This window comes from Burkholderia sp. AU30280 (assembly GCF_020420125.1).
In the GTDB taxonomy this organism is placed as follows: Bacteria; Pseudomonadota; Gammaproteobacteria; order Burkholderiales; family Burkholderiaceae; genus Burkholderia.
Genome location: NZ_JAIZRY010000012.1, coordinates 49,694 through 66,394 on the forward strand (window position 1 = coordinate 49,694; position 16,701 = coordinate 66,394).

The window sequence follows — 16,701 nt, forward strand, 5'->3', positions numbered from 1 at the left end:
AACCTGCCATGGCACTCGAAACCTTCGTCAATTCCGAACCGTTCACGTTCGGCGTCGAACTGGAGATCCAGGTCGTCAACACGCACAACTACGACCTGACCAAAGCGGCATCCGACCTGATGCGCCTGATCCAGGGCGAGACCTTTCCGGGCAACATCACGCCCGAAATCACCGAAAGCATGATCGAGCTGTCGACCGGCATCTGCCATACGCACGAGCAGGCGGTGAGCGAGCTGCACGCGATCCGCGACGTGCTCGTGAAGGCGGCCGACCAGCTCAACGTCGGGCTGGCCGGCGGCGGCACGCATGCGTTCCAGCAATGGAGCGACCGGCAGATCTATGATGCGCCGCGCTTCCAGTACATCTCCGAGCTGTACGGCTATCTCGCCAAGCAGTTCACCGTGTTCGGCCAGCACGTGCACATCGGCTGCCCCGATCCCGACAGCGCGCTGTTCCTGCTGCACTCGATGTCGCGCTTCATCCCGCACTTCATCGCGCTGTCCGCGTCGTCGCCGTTCGTGCAGAACGTCGACACCGGCTTCCATTCGGCACGCCTGAATTCGGTGTTCGCGTTCCCGCTGTCGGGCCGCGCGCCGTTCGTGCTGACCTGGGACAGCTTCGAGGAGTACTTCACGAAGATGGTGAACACCGGCGTCGTCAACTCGATGAAGGACTTCTACTGGGACATCCGGCCGAAGCCCGGCTACGGGACGATCGAGGTGCGCGTGATGGACACGCCGCTGTCGGTCGACCGCGCGGCGGCGATCGCCTGCTACATCCAGACGCTCGCGCGCTACCTGCTGACCGACCGGCCGCTGAAGCTGTCCGAGGACGACTACCTCGTCTACACGTTCAACCGCTTCGAGGCGTGCCGCTTCGGGCTCGAGGGCACCTGCGTGAATCCTCAGACGGGTGAGCGCCGCACGATCGCCGAAGACATCCTCGACACGCTCGACCGGATTGCGCCGCATGCGGCCGCGCTCGGTTCGCGCGCGGCGCTCGACGAGATCGGCGCGCTCGCCCAGGCGCGCGTGAACGACGCATCGTGGTTGAGAACCGTTTTCAAACAGGAAAAATCGCTCAATGAGACGGTCCGCCAGCAGTGCTTACGTTGGCGCGAGTGAAAAAATGTTTTGCAGATTACGGGCTCGACCGAGTCGCGATTCACTGAACGACCGGCGGCCCCGATTGCGGCCGAAATCGTTGCCGGTTGTCCCGAAAATCTGTGGATAACCTGATATTCCGCTGCAAAGTCAACGATCTGTGCACGGGATAACCCGGTGGATCATTGCGCTTGGCCCGATGGCCGATCCGAACAGGAAAATGCTCGCATGCACCGTTCGGCGGGTGTCCGGCATTGCAGGCACAACGAAAAATTTTGGTTATCCAGTGATTTTCCACAGAATGAAGGGGATAACTTAGCTGTGCGATTTTCCGCTCTCGCTTAGAATGTCGGCTTTGCGGACACCGGAACGATGCGTGTCTTACCGGTCGCCGCGAACGCGACCGCCGCGTGTGCCCTCGCGACGGCCGTGCTGACGCACTCGCAAGAGCGTGTCTGTTTTGAGATAGACATTCGATCTCCACACTACGGCCGCTCGGCAAACCGGGCGGCGGCAAAGCGAAAAGACTATGAGCGAAGGCGTTTACGGGAATCAGGCTTCGGGACGTGTGACCCACAGCCTGCTGCGGTTGAGTACGGCCATGCGAAGCCAGGCATGGGATTGGGCGGAAGGCGCGGGCCTCACGCCGACGCAGGGCGAGATTCTCGTGCTGCTGCTGCAGCGCAAGGGCCCGATGCGGCTCGGCGAGATCGCGCGCGAGACGCAGCTGACCGCAGCGACCACGAGCGATGCGGTGAGCACGCTCGAGACCAAGGGTCTCGTCGAGAAGCGCCGTGCGCTGGACGACGGCCGCGCGCTGGCCGTGCGCCTGTCGGCCCGTGGCCGGACGGCCGCGAAGAAGGCGCTGCAATGGCCTGAATTCCTGACGAAAGCGGTCGGCAAGCTCGGCGCGGACGAGCAGGGCGCGCTGTATCGCGCGCTGCTGAAGACGCTGCGCGAACTGCAGGTGGCCGGTGCGACGCCGCCGCAGCGCATGTGCGTGACGTGCGCCCACTTCCAGCCGGGCAAGCTGTCGAAGAAGACCGTGCATCATTGCGCGGCGCTCGATATCTCGATGTCCGACAGCGATTTGCGTCTCGACTGCTCGGTGCAGGAAGAAGCCGACGCGGCGACGCAGAAGAAGACCTGGAAGATTTTCGCAGGCTGACGTCCGTCGATCGACCGGGAGGCCGATGATGAACGCTGAAGTCGTGGCGATCCGCCACGTGCATTTCGAAGATCTCGGGAGCTTCGAGCAGGTGCTCGGCGAACGGGGCCGGCGGGTGCGCTACGTCGACGTCGGGTCGTCGCGGGTCGAGGTGCTCGACGTGCTCGAGCCGTCGCTCCTCGTCGTGCTCGGCGGGCCGCTCAGCGTGTACGACGATGCGCAGTATCCGACGATCGCGCCGCTCGCGGCGCTCGTGCGCAAGCGCATCGACGCCGGGCTGCCGATCCTCGGGATCTGCCTCGGCGCGCAGTTCGTCGCCCGGGCGCTCGGTGCGCGTGTCTATCCGGCCGCGCAGCACGAACTCGGCTGGGCGCCGCTGACGCTCACCGATGCCGGCCGCGCCTCGCCGCTGCGCCATCTCGATGGCGCGGCGACGTCGATGCTGCACTGGCATGGCGACACGTTCGACCTGCCGGGCGGGGCGATTCATCTCGCGTCGACACCGGCCTGCCGTCACCAGGCATTCGCATGGGGCCGGCACGTGCTGGCGCTGCAATGCCATCCGGAAATTCGCACCGACCGCTTTGAACCGTGGCTGATCGCGAACGCCGGCGAAATCGCGGCGACGCCCGGCATCGACGCGCGCCAGTTGCGCGCCGATACCGCTCAGTACGGCCCCGGGCTCGAAGCGGCCGCCCGACGCATGTTCGCGGAGTGGCTCGACAGCGTCGGACTCTGACGCCGCCAGCGGGGCTGCCGTTCGCCGCGAACGGGTTGCCCGGCCCGCATCCGATGCAGGCCGGCGCGTCGCCGTATGCGCGCTGTTTGCCACCTTTCCCGCATCGCCGGCAACCCACTGCCGGCCGCACCTGACCATCCGCTTACTGCCGGGTCCGCCGTCAGCACGCTTGCGGCCTGCGTGCTACGCTCGTTCGCTCTTTCCCTTCCTGGCGAGCGGCCTCCATGACTGCGCTGTTTTCCCCGTTCACGCTGCGCGGCGTGACCCTTCCGAACCGGATCGTGATCTCCCCGATGTGCCAGTATTCGGCCGAACGCGGCGAGGCGACCGACTGGCACATGATTCACCTCGGCCATCTCGCATTGTCGGGCGCGGGGCTGCTCTGCATCGAGGCGACCGCCGTGGAACCCGACGGGCGCATCACGCATGGCGACCTCGGCCTCTGGGACGACGTGACCGAAGCCGCGCTCCAGCCCGTGCTGGCCGCGATCCGCAAGCATTCGCCGGTCCGCGTCGCGATGCAGTTGTCGCATGCGGGGCGCAAGGCGTCGAGCAACGTGCCGTGGCAGGGCGGTCAGCTCGTGTCCGTCGCCGACGGCGGCTGGTTGCCGCATGCGCCGTCGGCCGTGCCGCACAAGGATGGCGAGACGCCGCCGCTCGCACTCGATGCCGCAGGCCTCAACCGGATCCGCGAAGCGTTCGCGGCTTCGGCGAAGCGGGCCGCGCGGCTCGGCATCGACGCGATCGAGGTGCACGCGGCACACGGCTACCTGCTGCACCAGTTCCTGTCGCCGCTCGCGAACCAGCGCACGGACGAATACGGCGGCTCGCGCGAAAATCGCATGCGCTTTCCGCTGGAGATCTTCGAGATCGTGCGCGCGGCGTTTCCCGAAGACCGGCCGGTCGGCGTGCGCGTGTCCGCGACCGACTGGGTCGAAGGCGGCTGGGAGCTCGACGATACGATCGCGTTCGCGCACGAACTGAAGCGCCGCGGCAGTGACTGGATCGACGTGTCGTCCGGCGGTGTGTCGCCGTTGCAGAAGATTCCGCTGTCGCCCGGCTACCAGGTACCGTTCGCGCAGGCCGTGAAGCGCGCGGTCGGCATGCCGACGATCGCCGTCGGCCTGATCAACGAACCCGCGCATGCGAACCGGCTCATCGAGGCCGGCGATGCCGATTTCGTCGCGATGGCGCGTGCGATGCTGTACGACCCGCGCTGGCCGTGGCATGCGGCGGCCGAGCTCGGCGCGCAGGTGACGGCGCCGCCGCAATACTGGCGTTCGCAGCCGCGCGAGCACAAGGCGTTGTTCGGCGATATCGCATTCGGCCAGCGTTGAGCACCGCGCGCGCAATATTGAGCGTGATGTTGAACGAAGCAATCGTGAACGTGTAGGATGCGGGTAATCCGCCGCATGCCCCGACGCGGCACCGACCGGTGCCGCGTTTTCGTTTGGCGCGACGCCAGGCCGCGATCGCGGCCGCATTCCATTCAAGTCGTCTTCACAAGGATTCGTTCGATGAGTTCACGCAGGATCGCGGTGCGCCGCTCGGGAGTACACGGCAAGGGCGTGTTCGCCGTGGCGCCGATCAAGGCCGGCGAGCGCGTAGTGGAATACAAGGGCGAACGAATTTCGTGGAAGGAGGCGCTGCGCCGCCACCCGCACGACCCGAGCGAACCGAACCATACGTTCTACTTCGCACTGGACGAGGGTGGGGTGATCGACGGCAAGATCGACGGCAACAGCGCGCGCTGGATCAACCACTCGTGCGCGCCGAACTGCGAAGCCGAGGAAGTCAAAGGCCGCGTGTACATCCACGCGCTGCGCGACATCGGGCCGGAAGAGGAGTTGTTCTACGACTACGGCCTCGTGATCGATGCGAAGCTGACGAAGTCGCTCAAGCGCGAATACGCGTGCCATTGCGGCGCGGCGTCGTGCCGCGGCACGCTGCTCGCGACATCCGACGAAGGCGGCAAGAAGAAAAAGAAGAAGGACAAGAAGGACGGCAAGTCCGAGTCCCGGTCGAAGGACAAGAAAAGCAAGAAGTGACGCAGGCGGCGGCCCATCGTGCGCTGCCGCCAGCCGTTTCAGCAGGCGGCTGCCGCATCGCGCGGCCGTGCCTTCCGCCTTCCTCATCCGGCGCGCGGCCCGATCGGCGGCCGCCCGCCGCGAGGCCCTCAGTGCGTCGACGCGGCGGCCGGTGTTTCGCTGGCCGGCTTCTCGGTGCGCGCGGTCAGCGGCACCCTCACCACGAAGCGCGAGCCGCCTTCCGATGCATCCTCGTACGAGACGGTGCCGCCGTGCATCGCGATGATGTCGTGCACGATCGCGAGGCCGAGCCCGGCGCCCGTCTCGACACCGTTGCCGCTTTGCGCGTCGCCGCGGAAGAAGCGCTTGAACAGGTCGGCCTGCTGGTTGGCGGGCACGCCGGGACCGTTGTCCTCGACGACGATCTCGGCGGCCGGCTGGCCGTCCTCGAGTGCGCCGCGCGCGACGTTTACCGTGATCCGTGCGCCGTCCGGCCGCGCGAGCGGTACGTACTTCAGTGCATTGTCCAGCAGGTTCGCAATCACCTCGCGCAACAGCACGGGATTCCCGCGCACGATCAGCTTCTCGTCGTCAACAGGATCGTCGGTGCGCTGGAAGCCGAGGTCGACGTGCGACGCAAGGGCGCGCGGTACCCATTCGGCACCCGTCTCGAACGCCATCGCCGCGAGGTCGACGTCGACGAACCGCGCGGCCTGTTCGCCCGGTTCCGCACGGGCGAGCGACAGCAACTGATTCGACAGCCGCACCGCGCGGTCGGCCGCCGCGCGCAGCTCGCGCACGGCAGCGTAGGTCTGGTGCGGGTCGCGCGCGACGGCCGCCTGCTCGGCATGCAGCTTCACGGCCGTGAGCGGCGTGCGCAACTGGTGCGCGGCATCGGCGATGAACTTGCGCTGCGCGTCGAGCGCGGTCTTCAGGCGGCCGAGCAGCGCGTTCATCGCGCTCGTCAGCGGCCGGATTTCCAGCGGCACCTCGGTTTCGTCGACCGGTTCCAGCGACGTGTGGGTCTGCCGGTTCAGCGAATCGGCCAGGTGCGTGAGCGGGCCGAGCTGCTGGTTCACGACGCGCCACACGATGCCCCAGCCCGCGAGCAGCAGCAGCAGCAGCGGCATCATGATCGCGACGAGGAATTCGGCCGCGATCCGGTAGCGGTGCCGCACCGGCTGCGCGACCTCCACGACCATCGGCTTGCCGCCGTCGACGTCGTCGACGCGCACCTGCGCGACTCGCACGGCACGGTTGTCGTATTCGGCCTCGAACACGTACGCGTGATGCATGCGGCGCACGTTGATGCCCTGCAGCGGCAGCTTCGGATCGCCGGCGAGTTCCTGCTCGCCGTCGCTGATCCGGTAGATCAGCGCCTCGGCGGGATCGGAGAACATCGCCTGCGCGAGCGGGGGCACCGTGAACGGCGCGTCGGGGCCGGCAATCTGGATCTGTTTGGAGATGGCGGTCGCGAGATCGGCGAGCGAGCGGTCGATCACGTGCTGCGTGTATTGCCACGCGAGCCAGTAGGCGATCAGGCCGCTCATCAGCGCGAGCATCGACAGCGGGGCGGCGAGGCGCCGAAGCAGCGAGCGGCGCAGGCTGGTGGTCACAGCCGGATCAGGAGACATTTCGACGGGCAAATGGATAAGCGCCGCTCACGGGGAGCGGCGCGGTCTTGCGCCGGGCGGCGACGCGGAGCAGCGCGCACACGCGGGCGGCGCGCGGCCGCCCGGCGTGCGGTGCCGCTCAGACGCTCGCCGTCTGGCGGATTTCCTGCAGCAGGTAGCCGAAGCCGCGCACCGTGACGATTTCGACACGGCACTGCTCGAGTTTCTTGCGCACGCGGTGCACATAGACTTCGATCGCGGTGTCGCCGAGATCGCCGCCGAAGTGCGTGAGGTGATCCTGCAGCTGGGCCTTGCTGACGACGCGGCCGTGGCGCAGCAGCAGCATCTCGAGCACCGCGAATTCGCGCGGCGACAGTTCGAGCGGCTTGTCGTCGTTGAAGATGCGGCGGTCGACGCCCGACAGGCGGACGCCGCCGAGCGACACTTCCGGACGCGGCATGTCGCTGTGCGGGCCGCTGCGGCGCATCACCGCGCGGATGCGCGCTTCGAGCTCGGCGGGCTCGAACGGCTTGAGCATGTAGTCGTCGGCGCCCGAGTTCAGGCCCTGGATCCGGTCGTTCAGCTCGTCGCGCGCGGTCAGCACGATGACGGGCGTGTGGCGGTTGGTCTGGCGGAAGCGCGTGAGCAGCGTCATCCCGTCGATGCCCGGCAGGCCGAGGTCGAGGATCACGAGTTCGTGGCGGTTCTGTGCCAGCGCCTGTTCGGCAAAGATGCCGTCATGCACCATGTCGACGGTGAAGCCAGCCTGCTCGAGGCTGCTCTGGATACCGCGTGCGATGGGGCGGTCGTCTTCAATCAGAAGGAGTCGCATGAAGTTCGCTCAAGTACAATGGGTTGGCGGTTCAGGCACGCGGACAGCACGACGCCGTTTCCACAGGGGCGCCGCTACACCTGACATCAAGCATGGCGGCCAGCGAACGATTAAATCCAAACATGTCCGATATTTCGATCAACGACCTAGAAGCCGCGATCAATTTCTGGCGCGCCCGCTCGCCGTCGAGCGGCGACGAACTCAAACTCTGCGAAGAGGCCAGCGCGCTTTCCAAGCCGTATGCGCTGCTGATTGTACAGCGCCAAAGCGCGCTGCAACTGGAAGGTTTGGACCCCAAGGCACGGAATGCATACGAGACTTACGTGCGCCTTAAGGATGGCTTGGAAAGCTGAAGGCTTTCGCTGACTACATCCTAGAAAACGTTCATCGAAATGAAAAGTTGACGCGCCGCGCATCGAAAGACGCGCGGCGGTAGAGGAAGGCCTCAGGCGGCGGGTTTCGCGTGCGCGCCGGCGCGGTCGATGAACAGCGCGAGTTCGATGTCGCGTTCGGTCAGGCCGTCGGCGTCGTGGGTCGACAGCGTGATGTCGACGCGGTTGTACACGTTGAACCATTCCGGATGGTGGTTCATTTCCTGCGCCTTGATCGCGACGCGCGTCATGAAGCCGAACGCTTCGTTGAAATCGGCGAAGCGCAGGCTGCGCTGGATTGCGTCGCGGCCCGGCACGGCCGTCCAGAGCGGCAGGCCTTCGAGCCGGGTCTTGCGTTCTTCTGATGTGAGCTTGTGGATCATCTTGCACCTCTCGTTCGGTAACGGCGCCCGCGCGCGGCTGCGCCGCGCGGCGAAGCCGGCACCGGTCATTGTTTCATAGTTGCGGGAAGGCGATCGGAAGGCCGCCAGGGGCGCGTTCCTGCGCCCTCGACCGTCATGCGTCGTCGTCGTCGGGCCAGCCTTCGCCGGTGCCGCGGTGCAGCACGCGATCGGTATCGAGCACCGCGCCGGCTGCGAACTCGGGCAGCGCAGCCAGCCGGTCGGCCAGCGCACGGCCGTCGACGTCGGCGAGCGCGAACAGCTGGGCGAAATCGTCGATCACGAAATAGGTCTTCTGGAACGTGTCAATCCGGTACTTCGTGCGCATCACCCGCTCGAGGTCGAAGCCGAGCCGGTTCGGCGCCGCGCTTTCGAGGCTGTACAGGCTTTCACCCTTGCTCGACACGATTCCGGCCCCGTAGATCGACAGCCCGTTCGTGCCGCGCGGATCGCGGATCAGCCCGAATTCCACCGTATACCAGTAGAGTCGCGCGAGGCGCGCCAGCGCCGCTTCGTCGTCGGCGACCGCGAGTGCGGTACTGCCGTACGCCTGCATGTAGTCCGCGAACACCGGGTTGATCAGCAGCGGCACGTGGCCGAACAGGTCGTGGAAGCAGTCGGGTTCCTGCAGGTAATCGAGCTGGTCGGGGCGGCGCATCCACCAGGTGACGGGGAAGCGCCGGTTCGCGAGATGCGCGAAGAACACCCGGTCGGGCACGAGGCCCGGCACCGCGACGATCTCCCAATCCGTTGCCGGCTTCAACTGACGGTTCACGTCGGCGAACGACGGCACGCGATCGGCCGGCAGGTCGATCTTCCCGAGCCCCGCGACGAACGCGTCGCACGCGCGCCCGCGCAACAATGTCGACTGGCGTGCATAGAGCTGCTTCCACACCGCGTGGTCAACCTGGCCGTAATGCGCGAGCGGCTGGTCGATGGTGAAATCGGCGCGGGTTTCGAGGCCCGCATCGAACTGCTCCTGCAGTTTCGCGGTGACGACGGTGGACATGATCTGGCTCTGCACGTGGCGGTTGGGAACCATGCAAGTGTAGAGCGGGGTGCGTGCGGAATGGGCGCAATGTTGGCGTTGATTTGCTTGATGATGCGATAATCGTGCATAAAATCACGAATCAATGCGGAGAATGCTCATGCTGGAACTCGATCATTTCGATCTTGCGCTGCTGGACGTGCTGCAGCGCTTCGGCCGCGCGACGCACCAGCAGCTCGGCGAGGAGGTGCCGCTGTCGCCGTCGCAGATCGGCCGGAGGCTGCAGCGGCTCGAGGCGGCCGGCGTGATCGAAGGCTATCGCGTGATGCTGCGCCCCGAAAAGCTCGGGCTCGGCGTCACCGCGTTCACGAGCCTGAAGCTCAAGCACCATGGCGATTCGATCATCGAGCAGTTCCAGCAGCAGATCGACGTGCTGCCCGAAGTGCTCGAATGCCATGCGGTGGTGGGCGATGCGGACTACCTGCTGCGGATCGTCGCGCCCGACCTGAACGCGCTGTCGCAGTTCGTGATGAAGAAACTGATGCGCGTGCCGGGCGTGGACAGCGTGCGCTCGAACATCGTGCTGACGACCTTCAAGCGCAACGGCGCGCTGCCGCTCGCGCACCTGGCGCCTGGCGCCGCCTGACGCGGCGACCGGGCGGCGGCAGGGGCGAAGGCGGTACGGGTGGCGCCGCGGTAGTACAGGGCCGGATCAGGTCGCTTCGTGTTGCGTGTCGGCGTTCAGCAGGTCGACGTACGCGACCGCGACGAGATCGCCCTGCGACACGCCGAGCTTCGCGAACACGTCGTGCGCTTCCGCTTCGCCGCCGGCTTCGTCGTCATCGGGGCCGAGCACGACTTCCAGTTCGATGAAATCGCCGAGGCCGTCGACGCGGTCGAGGTGAATGCGGGTGCGGCCCGCGAGGTACACGTGCCGTTCCTTCGTCACGATTCCGCGCGTGGTCAGCGCGGTGGCGAGCAGCGCGTGCATCGCGTCGGGGTTCGTCACCGGGCTGCGCGTGTAGTACGACGCCTTCGGGCCGTCGCGGTCGTCGCGCTGGTAGAAGATCAGTTCGGCCGGCGTGCCGTCCTCGAAGCGGCGCAGCTTCAGCCGGCCGCGCGGCACGTCATAGAAGAAATCCTGCTGGCGATAGAACAGCGGCGCCTCGGTCGCGAGCCTGGCCGCCTGTTCGCGCAGCTGGTCGAATTCGCGGGCGCGGGCTTTGATCTCGATGTTGCGGGCCATGCGGGTCTCCTTCAATCGGGGTCTCGCGGTGTGCGAACGCACAATCTAGCAAAAACGCGGAGACGGTGGCGTGACGACGGGCGGGGGGCGTGGCGAGATGACGCGCCGGGGCCCGGCCGCGTCGTCATCAGCCCCGCTCATATCGACCACTGCGCTTCGATCAGCCGCAGCGCGGCTGCGATCGCCGGTTCGTCGCGCCGCTCGGCGAGCGTCACGAACGTCAGTTCGGTGGGCACCGTCACGGGCTCGACGATCGTCAGCGCATGCGCGTGCGCTTCGGCCAGCGCGGTCGAGTCGCGCGCGAGCGTCAACCCGATCCCCGATTTGACGAGATCGAGCATCGACTGCTCCTGGTCGACCTCGGCAACCTTGAGCGGCTGCGCGCCGGCATCGGCGAAGCGCCGCGACAGCAGCCGGTGGTGCGCGGACGCCGGCGGCGTCCAGATCCACGGCAGCGTCGCGAGCGAACGCCAGTCATGGGCGCGCTGCACGCGCTCCTTCCAGCCGGCCGGCGCGAGCACGCGGTACTGGAAATGTGTGAGCGTGACGGTGTGGAACAGCGCGCCGTCGAGTGGATCGTCCTCGCCCGGCCAGCCGATGTAGTAGCCGACGTCGAGCGCCTGCGCGCGCACCTGTTCGATCACCCAGCCCGACATGCCGTGCCGCAGCGCCGTCTCGATCTGCGGATGGGTTTCGACGAGCGCGCGCAGGAAGCCGCCGAGCCGCAGGAAGCCCGGATCGAGGATCGTGCCGATCCGCAGCCGGCCGCGCACCTCGTGTCGCAGCGCAGCAGCGGCGCGCTCCACGTCGGCGGCCGCGGCGAGCGCGCGTTCCGCATGCGGCAGCAGCGTCTGCCCGTCGCGCGTCAGTGCGAGACCGCGCGACGTGCGCGTAAACAGTGTGACGCCGAGTGTTTCCTGCAGATGCTTGATCTGCAGGCTGACCGCCGGCTGCGTCAGGTGCAGTTGCACGGCGGCGCGCGTCAGGTTGCCTTCGCGCGCGACCGTCGCGAACGCGCGGAGCAGGGTGAGATCCATCGTCGTGATATGAGCGCGGCTTATAACGCACTTCAGCATAACTCATTGGATCGGCGGCCGGCGGCCGGAGTACGCTTCATCGGCGCGGGGCGCGCGGGGCCGCAAGCGTGGCTCGCGACACACTATGCTGGAAATGACGCGCGGCGTTGCGCCGCGTGACAGGAGACAAACCGTGACTACACAACGCACGCTAGAAGGCGAATTCGATTACGTGATCGTCGGCGCGGGCACCGCGGGCTGCGTGCTCGCGAACCGCCTGACCGAAGATCCCGACATCCGCGTGCTGCTGCTCGAAGCGGGCGGCAAGGACGACTATCACTGGATCCACATCCCGGTCGGCTATCTGTATTGCATCGGCAACCCGCGCACCGACTGGCTGTACAAGACGCAGCCCGAAGCGGCGCTCAACGGCCGTGCGCTTTCGTATCCGCGCGGCCGCGTGCTCGGCGGCTGCTCGTCGATCAACGGGATGATCTACATGCGTGGCCAGCGCGAGGATTACGACGGCTGGGCGCAGGAAACCGGCGACGCCGGCTGGTCGTGGGACAGCGTGCTGCCGATCTTCAAGCGCAGCGAGGATCACCATGCGGGCGCGAGCGATGCGCACGGCGCGGGTGGCTACTGGCGCGTCGAGAAGCAGCGGCTGCGCTGGGAGATCCTCGAATCGTTCGCGCAGGCCGCGCAGCAGACGGGGATCCCGGCAACCGACGATTTCAATCGTGGCGACAATACCGGGGTCGGCTATTTCGAGGTGAACCAGAAGCGCGGCGTGCGCTGGAATACCTCGAAAGCGTTCCTGCGGCCCGCGATGGCACGCCCGAACCTGACCGTCATCACCGGCGCGCAGGCGCAGCGCGTGATCTTCGACGGGCGGCGCGCGGTCGGCGTCGAATATCGCGGCGGCGGCACCGATTACGTTGCACGGGCGCGTTCGGAGGTGCTGCTGACGTCCGGCGCCGTGAATTCGCCGCAGTTGCTCGAACTGTCGGGTATCGGCGATGGCCGGCGGCTGCAGGCGCTCGGCATCGACGTCGTGCAGGATCTGCCGGGCGTCGGCGAAAACCTGCAGGATCACCTGCAATTGCGGATGGCGTTTCGCGTCGAAGGCGTACGCACGCTCAACACGCTGTCCGCGCACTGGTGGGGCAAGCTGATGATCGGCGCCGAATATGCGTTGCTGCAGCGCGGGCCGATGTCGATGGCGCCGTCGCAGCTCGGCGCGTTCGCGAAATCCGATCCCGACGATCCCGCGCTCACGCGCCCCGATCTCGAATACCACGTGCAGCCGCTGTCGCTCGAACGCTTCGGCGAGCCGCTGCACAGCTTCAATGCGTTCACCGCCTCCGTGTGCCATCTGCGGCCGACGTCGCGCGGCAGCGTGCATATCGCGCGTGCCGATCCGGGTGTCGCCCCCGCGATCGCGCCGAACTATCTGTCGACCGACCACGATCGCCACGTCGCCGCGAACGCGCTACGGCTCACGCGCCGGATCGCGTCCGCGCCGGCGCTCGCGCGCTACCGTCCCGAGGAAATCCTGCCGGGCGCGCAGTACCGGAGCGAAGCCGAGCTGATCGAGGCGGCCGGCGCCGTCGGCACGACGATCTTCCATCCGGTCGGCACCTGCCGGATGGGGCGTGCCGACGATGAGCGCGCGGTGGTCGACAGCCGGCTGCGCGTGCGCGGCATCGCCGGGCTGCGGATCGTCGATGCATCGGTGATGCCGTTCATTACATCGGGCAACACCAATTCGCCGACGCTGATGATCGCCGAGCGCGCGAGCGACATGATCCGTGCCGATCGCCGCGCGGCGCGCGAAGCGACGCCGGTGCGCACGGAGGCCGCGGCGACACCCGTGTGACGGGAAGCTGACACGCACGACAGCGGGCTGTCATGATGACGCCCGCTGATTCGCTATGCGAAACAAGCGGCTGTTGCAGCGCCGGTGCCGATGGCGCCGATTGTGCCGATTCGCCGGCAAGATCCATGCAAGCCGTGCAGCCGCAGGGCTTTTTTGTTGCGTGCGTGCCGGGCCGTGCGGATGGTCAACACGCGATGATGCACGTATCAAAAAAACGCGGTGAAAAACCGTGCAAAGTCGCGCGCGACATGGCGGCCAGCCCTATAAGTGCAAATCCCGATGATTGCACTGCACCAACGGCGAGACAATGTGGCGCAGCGTGCATACGCGTCGGCGCGGGAGACCACCCTCGAGGCGTAACACGGCGCCCGGGGCAGCCCGCTCATCCGCTGACCTGTTTCGCGGACGCTTCTCGCGAATCTTCCCGGTGCTTCGCCTGACTTCGTACGGAAGGGAACATGATTCTCGGCGACACGATTCTGGAAACACGCGGACTGACCAAGGAGTTCAGGGGTTTCACGGCCGTCAACGGCGTGAACCTGCGTGTGCGTCGCGGTGCGATCCATGCGCTGATCGGACCGAACGGCGCGGGCAAGACCACCTGCTTCAACCTCCTCACCAAATTCCTGACGCCGACGGCCGGCCAGATCGTCTTCAACGGCATCGACATCACCGACGAGCGGCCCGCGCAGGTGGCACGCCGCGGCATCATCCGCTCGTTCCAGATCTCGGCCGTGTTCCCGCACCTGACCGCACTGCAGAACGTGCGCATCGGCCTGCAGCGCGCGCTCGGCACCGAATTCCATTTCTGGCGCAGCGAACGCACGCTGAAGCGGCTTGACGACCGCGCGATGGACCTGCTCACGCAGGTCGGCCTCACCGATTTCGCGCAGGTGCCGACCGTCGAACTCGCTTACGGCCGCAAGCGCGCGCTGGAGATCGCGACCACGCTCGCGATGGAGCCGGAACTGATGCTGCTCGACGAGCCCACGCAGGGAATGGGCCACGAGGACGTCGATCGCGTGACCGCGCTGATCAAGAAGGTCGCGAGCGGCCGCACGATCCTGATGGTCGAGCACAACATGAACGTGATCGCGGGCATCTCCGACACGATCACCGTCCTGCAACGCGGCGAGGTGCTGGCCGAAGGTTCGTATGCGGAAGTGTCGAAGAATCCGCTCGTCATCGAGGCCTACATGGGCAGCGCCGACGCGGCGCTCGCGGGGGCGCACGCATGAAGCACAGCGAACGGGAGGAACGCGAATTGAGCGGCGTCGAAAGCGGTACGCCCGCGCTGGAGATCACGGGCCTCGAGGCCTGGTACGGGGAATCCCACATATTGCACGGTGTCGACCTGACGGTGCATCGCGGCGAGGTCGTCACGCTGCTCGGCCGCAACGGCGCGGGCCGCACGACGACGCTGCGCGCGATCATGGGCCTCACGGGCCGCCGCAGCGGGTCGATCAAGGTCGCGGGCAACGAGACGATCGGCCTCGCGACGCACCGCATCGCGCATTTCGGTATCGGCTACTGCCCGGAGGAGCGCGGGATCTTCTCGAGCCTGTCGTGCGAGGAGAACCTGATGCTGCCGCCGCCGATCGGACCGCGCGACCACGCGATGTCGATCGACGAGATCTACGCGATGTTCCCGAACCTCGCGTCGCGCCGGCAGAGCCAGGGCACGCGGCTGTCCGGCGGCGAGCAGCAGATGCTCGCGGTCGCGCGGATCCTGCGCACCGGCGCGAACCTGCTGCTGCTCGACGAGATTTCCGAAGGCCTCGCACCGGTGATCGTGCAGGCGCTCGCGCGGATGATCGTCGCGCTGAAGGCGCGCGGCTACACGATCGTGATGGTCGAACAGAATTTCCGCTTCGCGGCGCCGCTCGCCGACCGGTTCTACGTGATGGAGCACGGCAGCATCGTCGAACATTTCCAGGCGGCCGAACTGGAAAGCAAGATGCCGATCCTGCACGACCTGCTCGGGGTGTGACGCCGGCCCGTCTCTTTCGCCGCTGGCCGTGGCGGCTTCGAACAACCACAACGCATCAGAACAACAGGAGACGTCAATGAAAATGAAGACCCTCGCACACGCCTGTCTCGCGCTCGCGACCGCCGCGCTCACCGCTGGCGCCGCGCAGGCCGCGGATACCGTGAAGATCGGCTTCATCACCGACATGTCGGGGCTTTACGCGGATATCGACGGGCAGGGCGGCCTCGAGGCGATCCGCATGGCGGTCGCCGATTTCGGCGGCAAGGTGCTCGGCAAGCCGATCGAGGTCGTCTATGCCGATCACCAGAACAAGGCCGACATCGCCGCGTCGAAGGCGCGCGAATGGATGGACCGCGGCGGGCTCGACCTGCTGGTCGGCGGCACGAATTCGGCCACCGCGCTGTCGATGAACCAGGTCGCGGCCGAGAAGAAGAAGGTCTACATCAACATCGGCGCGGGCGCCGACACGCTGACCAACGAGCAGTGCACGCCGTACACGGTGCACTACGCCTACGACACGATGGCGCTCGCGAAGGGCACCGGTTCGGCGGTGGTGAAGCAGGGCGGCAAGACGTGGTTCTTCCTGACCGCCGATTACGCGTTCGGCAAGGCGCTCGAGAAGAACACGTCCGATGTCGTGAAGGCGAACGGCGGCCAGGTGCTCGGTGCGGTACGCCACCCACTGTCCGCGTCGGATTTCTCGTCGTTCCTGCTGCAGGCGCAGGCGTCGAAGGCGCAGATCCTCGGTCTCGCGAACGCGGGCGGCGACACGATCAACGCGATCAAGGCCGCGAAGGAGTTCGGCATCACGAAGACGATGAAGCTCGCCGCGCTGCTGATGTTCATCGACGACGTGCACAGCCTCGGCCTCGAGACGACGCAGGGCCTGGTGCTGACCGACAGCTGGTACTGGAACCGCGACGCGGCGTCGCGCCAGTGGGCGCAGCGCTACTTCGGCAAGATGAAGAAGATGCCGTCGAGTCTGCAGGCGGCCGACTACTCGTCGGTGACGACCTACCTGAAGGCCGTCCAGGCCGCAGGCACGACCGACTCCGACAAGGTGATGGCCGAGCTGAAGAAGATCAAGATCAACGACTTCTACGCGAAGGGCTACATCCGCACGGACGGCAGCATGATCCACGACATGTACCTGATGGAAGTGAAGAAGCCGTCGGAGTCGAAGGAGCCGTGGGATTACTACAAGGTGCTCGCGACGATTCCGGGCGAACAGGCGTTCGGAACCAAGCAGGAATCGCGCTGCGCGTTGTGGAAGTAAGCAGGGCGTAGCGGCGCGCGCGGGCGCGCCGCTCGGTGGCGGCTGCAGCGAT

At 66.7% G+C, this 16,701-nt stretch carries 17 protein-coding genes; 11 read left to right on the top strand and 6 right to left on the bottom strand.

The genetic code is table 11. From position 1 onward, the window contains the following. Positions 1-8: 8 nt before the first annotated feature. From LGN17_RS25520 to LGN17_RS25540, 5 genes are all read left to right on the top strand, one after another. Complete coding sequence (locus tag LGN17_RS25520; protein WP_226199191.1) at positions 9-1,124, top strand: YbdK family carboxylate-amine ligase; 1,116 nt, start codon at positions 9-11, stop codon at positions 1,122-1,124. Positions 1,125-1,632: 508 nt separating this feature from the next. Next, on the top strand, positions 1,633-2,271 hold the full coding sequence (locus LGN17_RS25525; protein ID WP_043184842.1) for a MarR family winged helix-turn-helix transcriptional regulator: 639 nt from the start codon (positions 1,633-1,635) through the stop codon (positions 2,269-2,271). Between the two features lie 28 nt (positions 2,272-2,299). Then, entirely contained in the window at positions 2,300-3,010 is a 711-nt protein-coding gene (locus tag LGN17_RS25530) for a glutamine amidotransferase (RefSeq protein ID WP_226199193.1), read from the top strand. A 224-nt stretch (positions 3,011-3,234) separates the two neighbouring features. Then, on the top strand, positions 3,235-4,347 hold the full coding sequence (locus LGN17_RS25535; RefSeq protein WP_226199194.1) for an NADH:flavin oxidoreductase/NADH oxidase: 1,113 nt from the start codon (positions 3,235-3,237) through the stop codon (positions 4,345-4,347). A gap of 180 nt (positions 4,348-4,527) precedes the next feature. Beyond that, positions 4,528-5,058: an SET domain-containing protein gene (locus LGN17_RS25540; RefSeq protein ID WP_226199195.1), complete on the top strand. Its 531-nt coding sequence runs from the start codon at positions 4,528-4,530 to the stop codon at positions 5,056-5,058. Positions 5,059-5,186: 128 nt separating this feature from the next. On the opposite strand, the gene LGN17_RS25545 is transcribed toward LGN17_RS25540, so the two are convergent. Next, positions 5,187-6,671 carry a sensor histidine kinase gene (locus LGN17_RS25545; RefSeq protein ID WP_226199196.1) on the bottom strand — a complete coding sequence of 495 codons (1,485 nt, stop codon included), beginning with the start codon at positions 6,669-6,671 and terminating at the stop codon, positions 5,187-5,189. Positions 6,672-6,789: 118 nt separating this feature from the next. Beyond that, positions 6,790-7,482: a response regulator transcription factor gene (locus LGN17_RS25550; protein WP_006401494.1), complete on the bottom strand. Its 693-nt coding sequence runs from the start codon at positions 7,480-7,482 to the stop codon at positions 6,790-6,792. A gap of 122 nt (positions 7,483-7,604) precedes the next feature. Between LGN17_RS25550 and LGN17_RS25555 the strand changes: the two genes are divergently transcribed. Next, positions 7,605-7,835 (top strand): DUF3717 domain-containing protein, encoded by a 231-nt coding sequence (locus LGN17_RS25555; RefSeq protein WP_089438903.1) that lies wholly within the window; start codon positions 7,605-7,607, stop codon positions 7,833-7,835. 92 nt (positions 7,836-7,927) lie between these two features. On the opposite strand, the gene LGN17_RS25560 is transcribed toward LGN17_RS25555, so the two are convergent. Then, the gene (locus LGN17_RS25560) at positions 7,928-8,305 is read right to left on the bottom strand and encodes a 4a-hydroxytetrahydrobiopterin dehydratase (protein WP_264166058.1); all 378 of its coding nucleotides are present in this window, start codon (positions 8,303-8,305) and stop codon (positions 7,928-7,930) included. 64 nt (positions 8,306-8,369) lie between these two features. Continuing rightward, positions 8,370-9,263, bottom strand: a complete 894-nt coding sequence (phhA, locus tag LGN17_RS25565; protein WP_226199198.1) for a phenylalanine 4-monooxygenase — start codon at positions 9,261-9,263, stop codon at positions 8,370-8,372. Positions 9,264-9,402: 139 nt separating this feature from the next. On the opposite strand from phhA, the gene LGN17_RS25570 reads away from it, so the two are divergent. Beyond that, positions 9,403-9,888 (top strand): Lrp/AsnC family transcriptional regulator, encoded by a 486-nt coding sequence (locus tag LGN17_RS25570; RefSeq protein ID WP_006408082.1) that lies wholly within the window; start codon positions 9,403-9,405, stop codon positions 9,886-9,888. A gap of 66 nt (positions 9,889-9,954) precedes the next feature. Here the strand turns inward: LGN17_RS25570 and LGN17_RS25575 are convergent, their stop codons facing one another. Together LGN17_RS25575 and LGN17_RS25580 are read right to left on the bottom strand one after the other, a co-directional pair. After that, positions 9,955-10,488, bottom strand: coding sequence for a class IV adenylate cyclase (locus LGN17_RS25575; RefSeq protein ID WP_226199199.1), 534 nt, complete (start codon positions 10,486-10,488; stop codon positions 9,955-9,957). A 137-nt stretch (positions 10,489-10,625) separates the two neighbouring features. Then, complete coding sequence (locus LGN17_RS25580; protein ID WP_226199201.1) at positions 10,626-11,525, bottom strand: LysR family transcriptional regulator; 900 nt, start codon at positions 11,523-11,525, stop codon at positions 10,626-10,628. A gap of 172 nt (positions 11,526-11,697) precedes the next feature. On the opposite strand from LGN17_RS25580, the gene LGN17_RS25585 reads away from it, so the two are divergent. The 4 genes from LGN17_RS25585 to LGN17_RS25600 all read left to right on the top strand — a co-directional run bounded on the left by LGN17_RS25585 (position 11,698) and on the right by LGN17_RS25600 (position 16,649). After that, a complete protein-coding gene (locus tag LGN17_RS25585; RefSeq protein WP_226199203.1) occupies positions 11,698-13,383 on the top strand; it encodes a GMC family oxidoreductase in 1,686 nt (561 codons plus the stop codon). A gap of 458 nt (positions 13,384-13,841) precedes the next feature. Beyond that, positions 13,842-14,621, top strand: coding sequence for an ABC transporter ATP-binding protein (locus LGN17_RS25590; protein ID WP_021160426.1), 780 nt, complete (start codon positions 13,842-13,844; stop codon positions 14,619-14,621). Next, positions 14,618-15,373: an ABC transporter ATP-binding protein gene (locus LGN17_RS25595; protein ID WP_226199205.1), complete on the top strand. Its 756-nt coding sequence runs from the start codon at positions 14,618-14,620 to the stop codon at positions 15,371-15,373. The genes LGN17_RS25590 and LGN17_RS25595 overlap by 4 nt, the downstream gene beginning before the upstream one ends. Positions 15,374-15,449: 76 nt before the next feature. Next, positions 15,450-16,649, top strand: coding sequence for an ABC transporter substrate-binding protein (locus LGN17_RS25600; protein ID WP_175956632.1), 1,200 nt, complete (start codon positions 15,450-15,452; stop codon positions 16,647-16,649). Positions 16,650-16,701: the final 52 nt, after the last annotated feature.

Coding starts and splice junctions, on each gene's coding strand:
- phhA (WP_226199198.1), bottom strand. CDS start 9,263: ATGTCCACCGTCGTCACCGCGAAACTGCAGGAGCAGTTCGATGCGGGC.
- LGN17_RS25550 (WP_006401494.1), bottom strand. CDS start 7,482: ATGCGACTCCTTCTGATTGAAGACGACCGCCCCATCGCACGCGGTATC.
- LGN17_RS25595 (WP_226199205.1), top strand. CDS start 14,618: ATGAAGCACAGCGAACGGGAGGAACGCGAATTGAGCGGCGTCGAAAGC.
- LGN17_RS25530 (WP_226199193.1), top strand. CDS start 2,300: ATGAACGCTGAAGTCGTGGCGATCCGCCACGTGCATTTCGAAGATCTC.
- LGN17_RS25545 (WP_226199196.1), bottom strand. CDS start 6,671: ATGTCTCCTGATCCGGCTGTGACCACCAGCCTGCGCCGCTCGCTGCTT.
- LGN17_RS25575 (WP_226199199.1), bottom strand. CDS start 10,488: ATGGCCCGCAACATCGAGATCAAAGCCCGCGCCCGCGAATTCGACCAG.
- LGN17_RS25520 (WP_226199191.1), top strand. CDS start 9: ATGGCACTCGAAACCTTCGTCAATTCCGAACCGTTCACGTTCGGCGTC.
- LGN17_RS25535 (WP_226199194.1), top strand. CDS start 3,235: ATGACTGCGCTGTTTTCCCCGTTCACGCTGCGCGGCGTGACCCTTCCG.
- LGN17_RS25600 (WP_175956632.1), top strand. CDS start 15,450: ATGAAAATGAAGACCCTCGCACACGCCTGTCTCGCGCTCGCGACCGCC.
- LGN17_RS25580 (WP_226199201.1), bottom strand. CDS start 11,525: ATGGATCTCACCCTGCTCCGCGCGTTCGCGACGGTCGCGCGCGAAGGC.
- LGN17_RS25560 (WP_264166058.1), bottom strand. CDS start 8,305: ATGACCGGTGCCGGCTTCGCCGCGCGGCGCAGCCGCGCGCGGGCGCCG.
- LGN17_RS25525 (WP_043184842.1), top strand. CDS start 1,633: ATGAGCGAAGGCGTTTACGGGAATCAGGCTTCGGGACGTGTGACCCAC.
- LGN17_RS25570 (WP_006408082.1), top strand. CDS start 9,403: ATGCTGGAACTCGATCATTTCGATCTTGCGCTGCTGGACGTGCTGCAG.
- LGN17_RS25590 (WP_021160426.1), top strand. CDS start 13,842: ATGATTCTCGGCGACACGATTCTGGAAACACGCGGACTGACCAAGGAG.
- LGN17_RS25540 (WP_226199195.1), top strand. CDS start 4,528: ATGAGTTCACGCAGGATCGCGGTGCGCCGCTCGGGAGTACACGGCAAG.
- LGN17_RS25555 (WP_089438903.1), top strand. CDS start 7,605: ATGTCCGATATTTCGATCAACGACCTAGAAGCCGCGATCAATTTCTGG.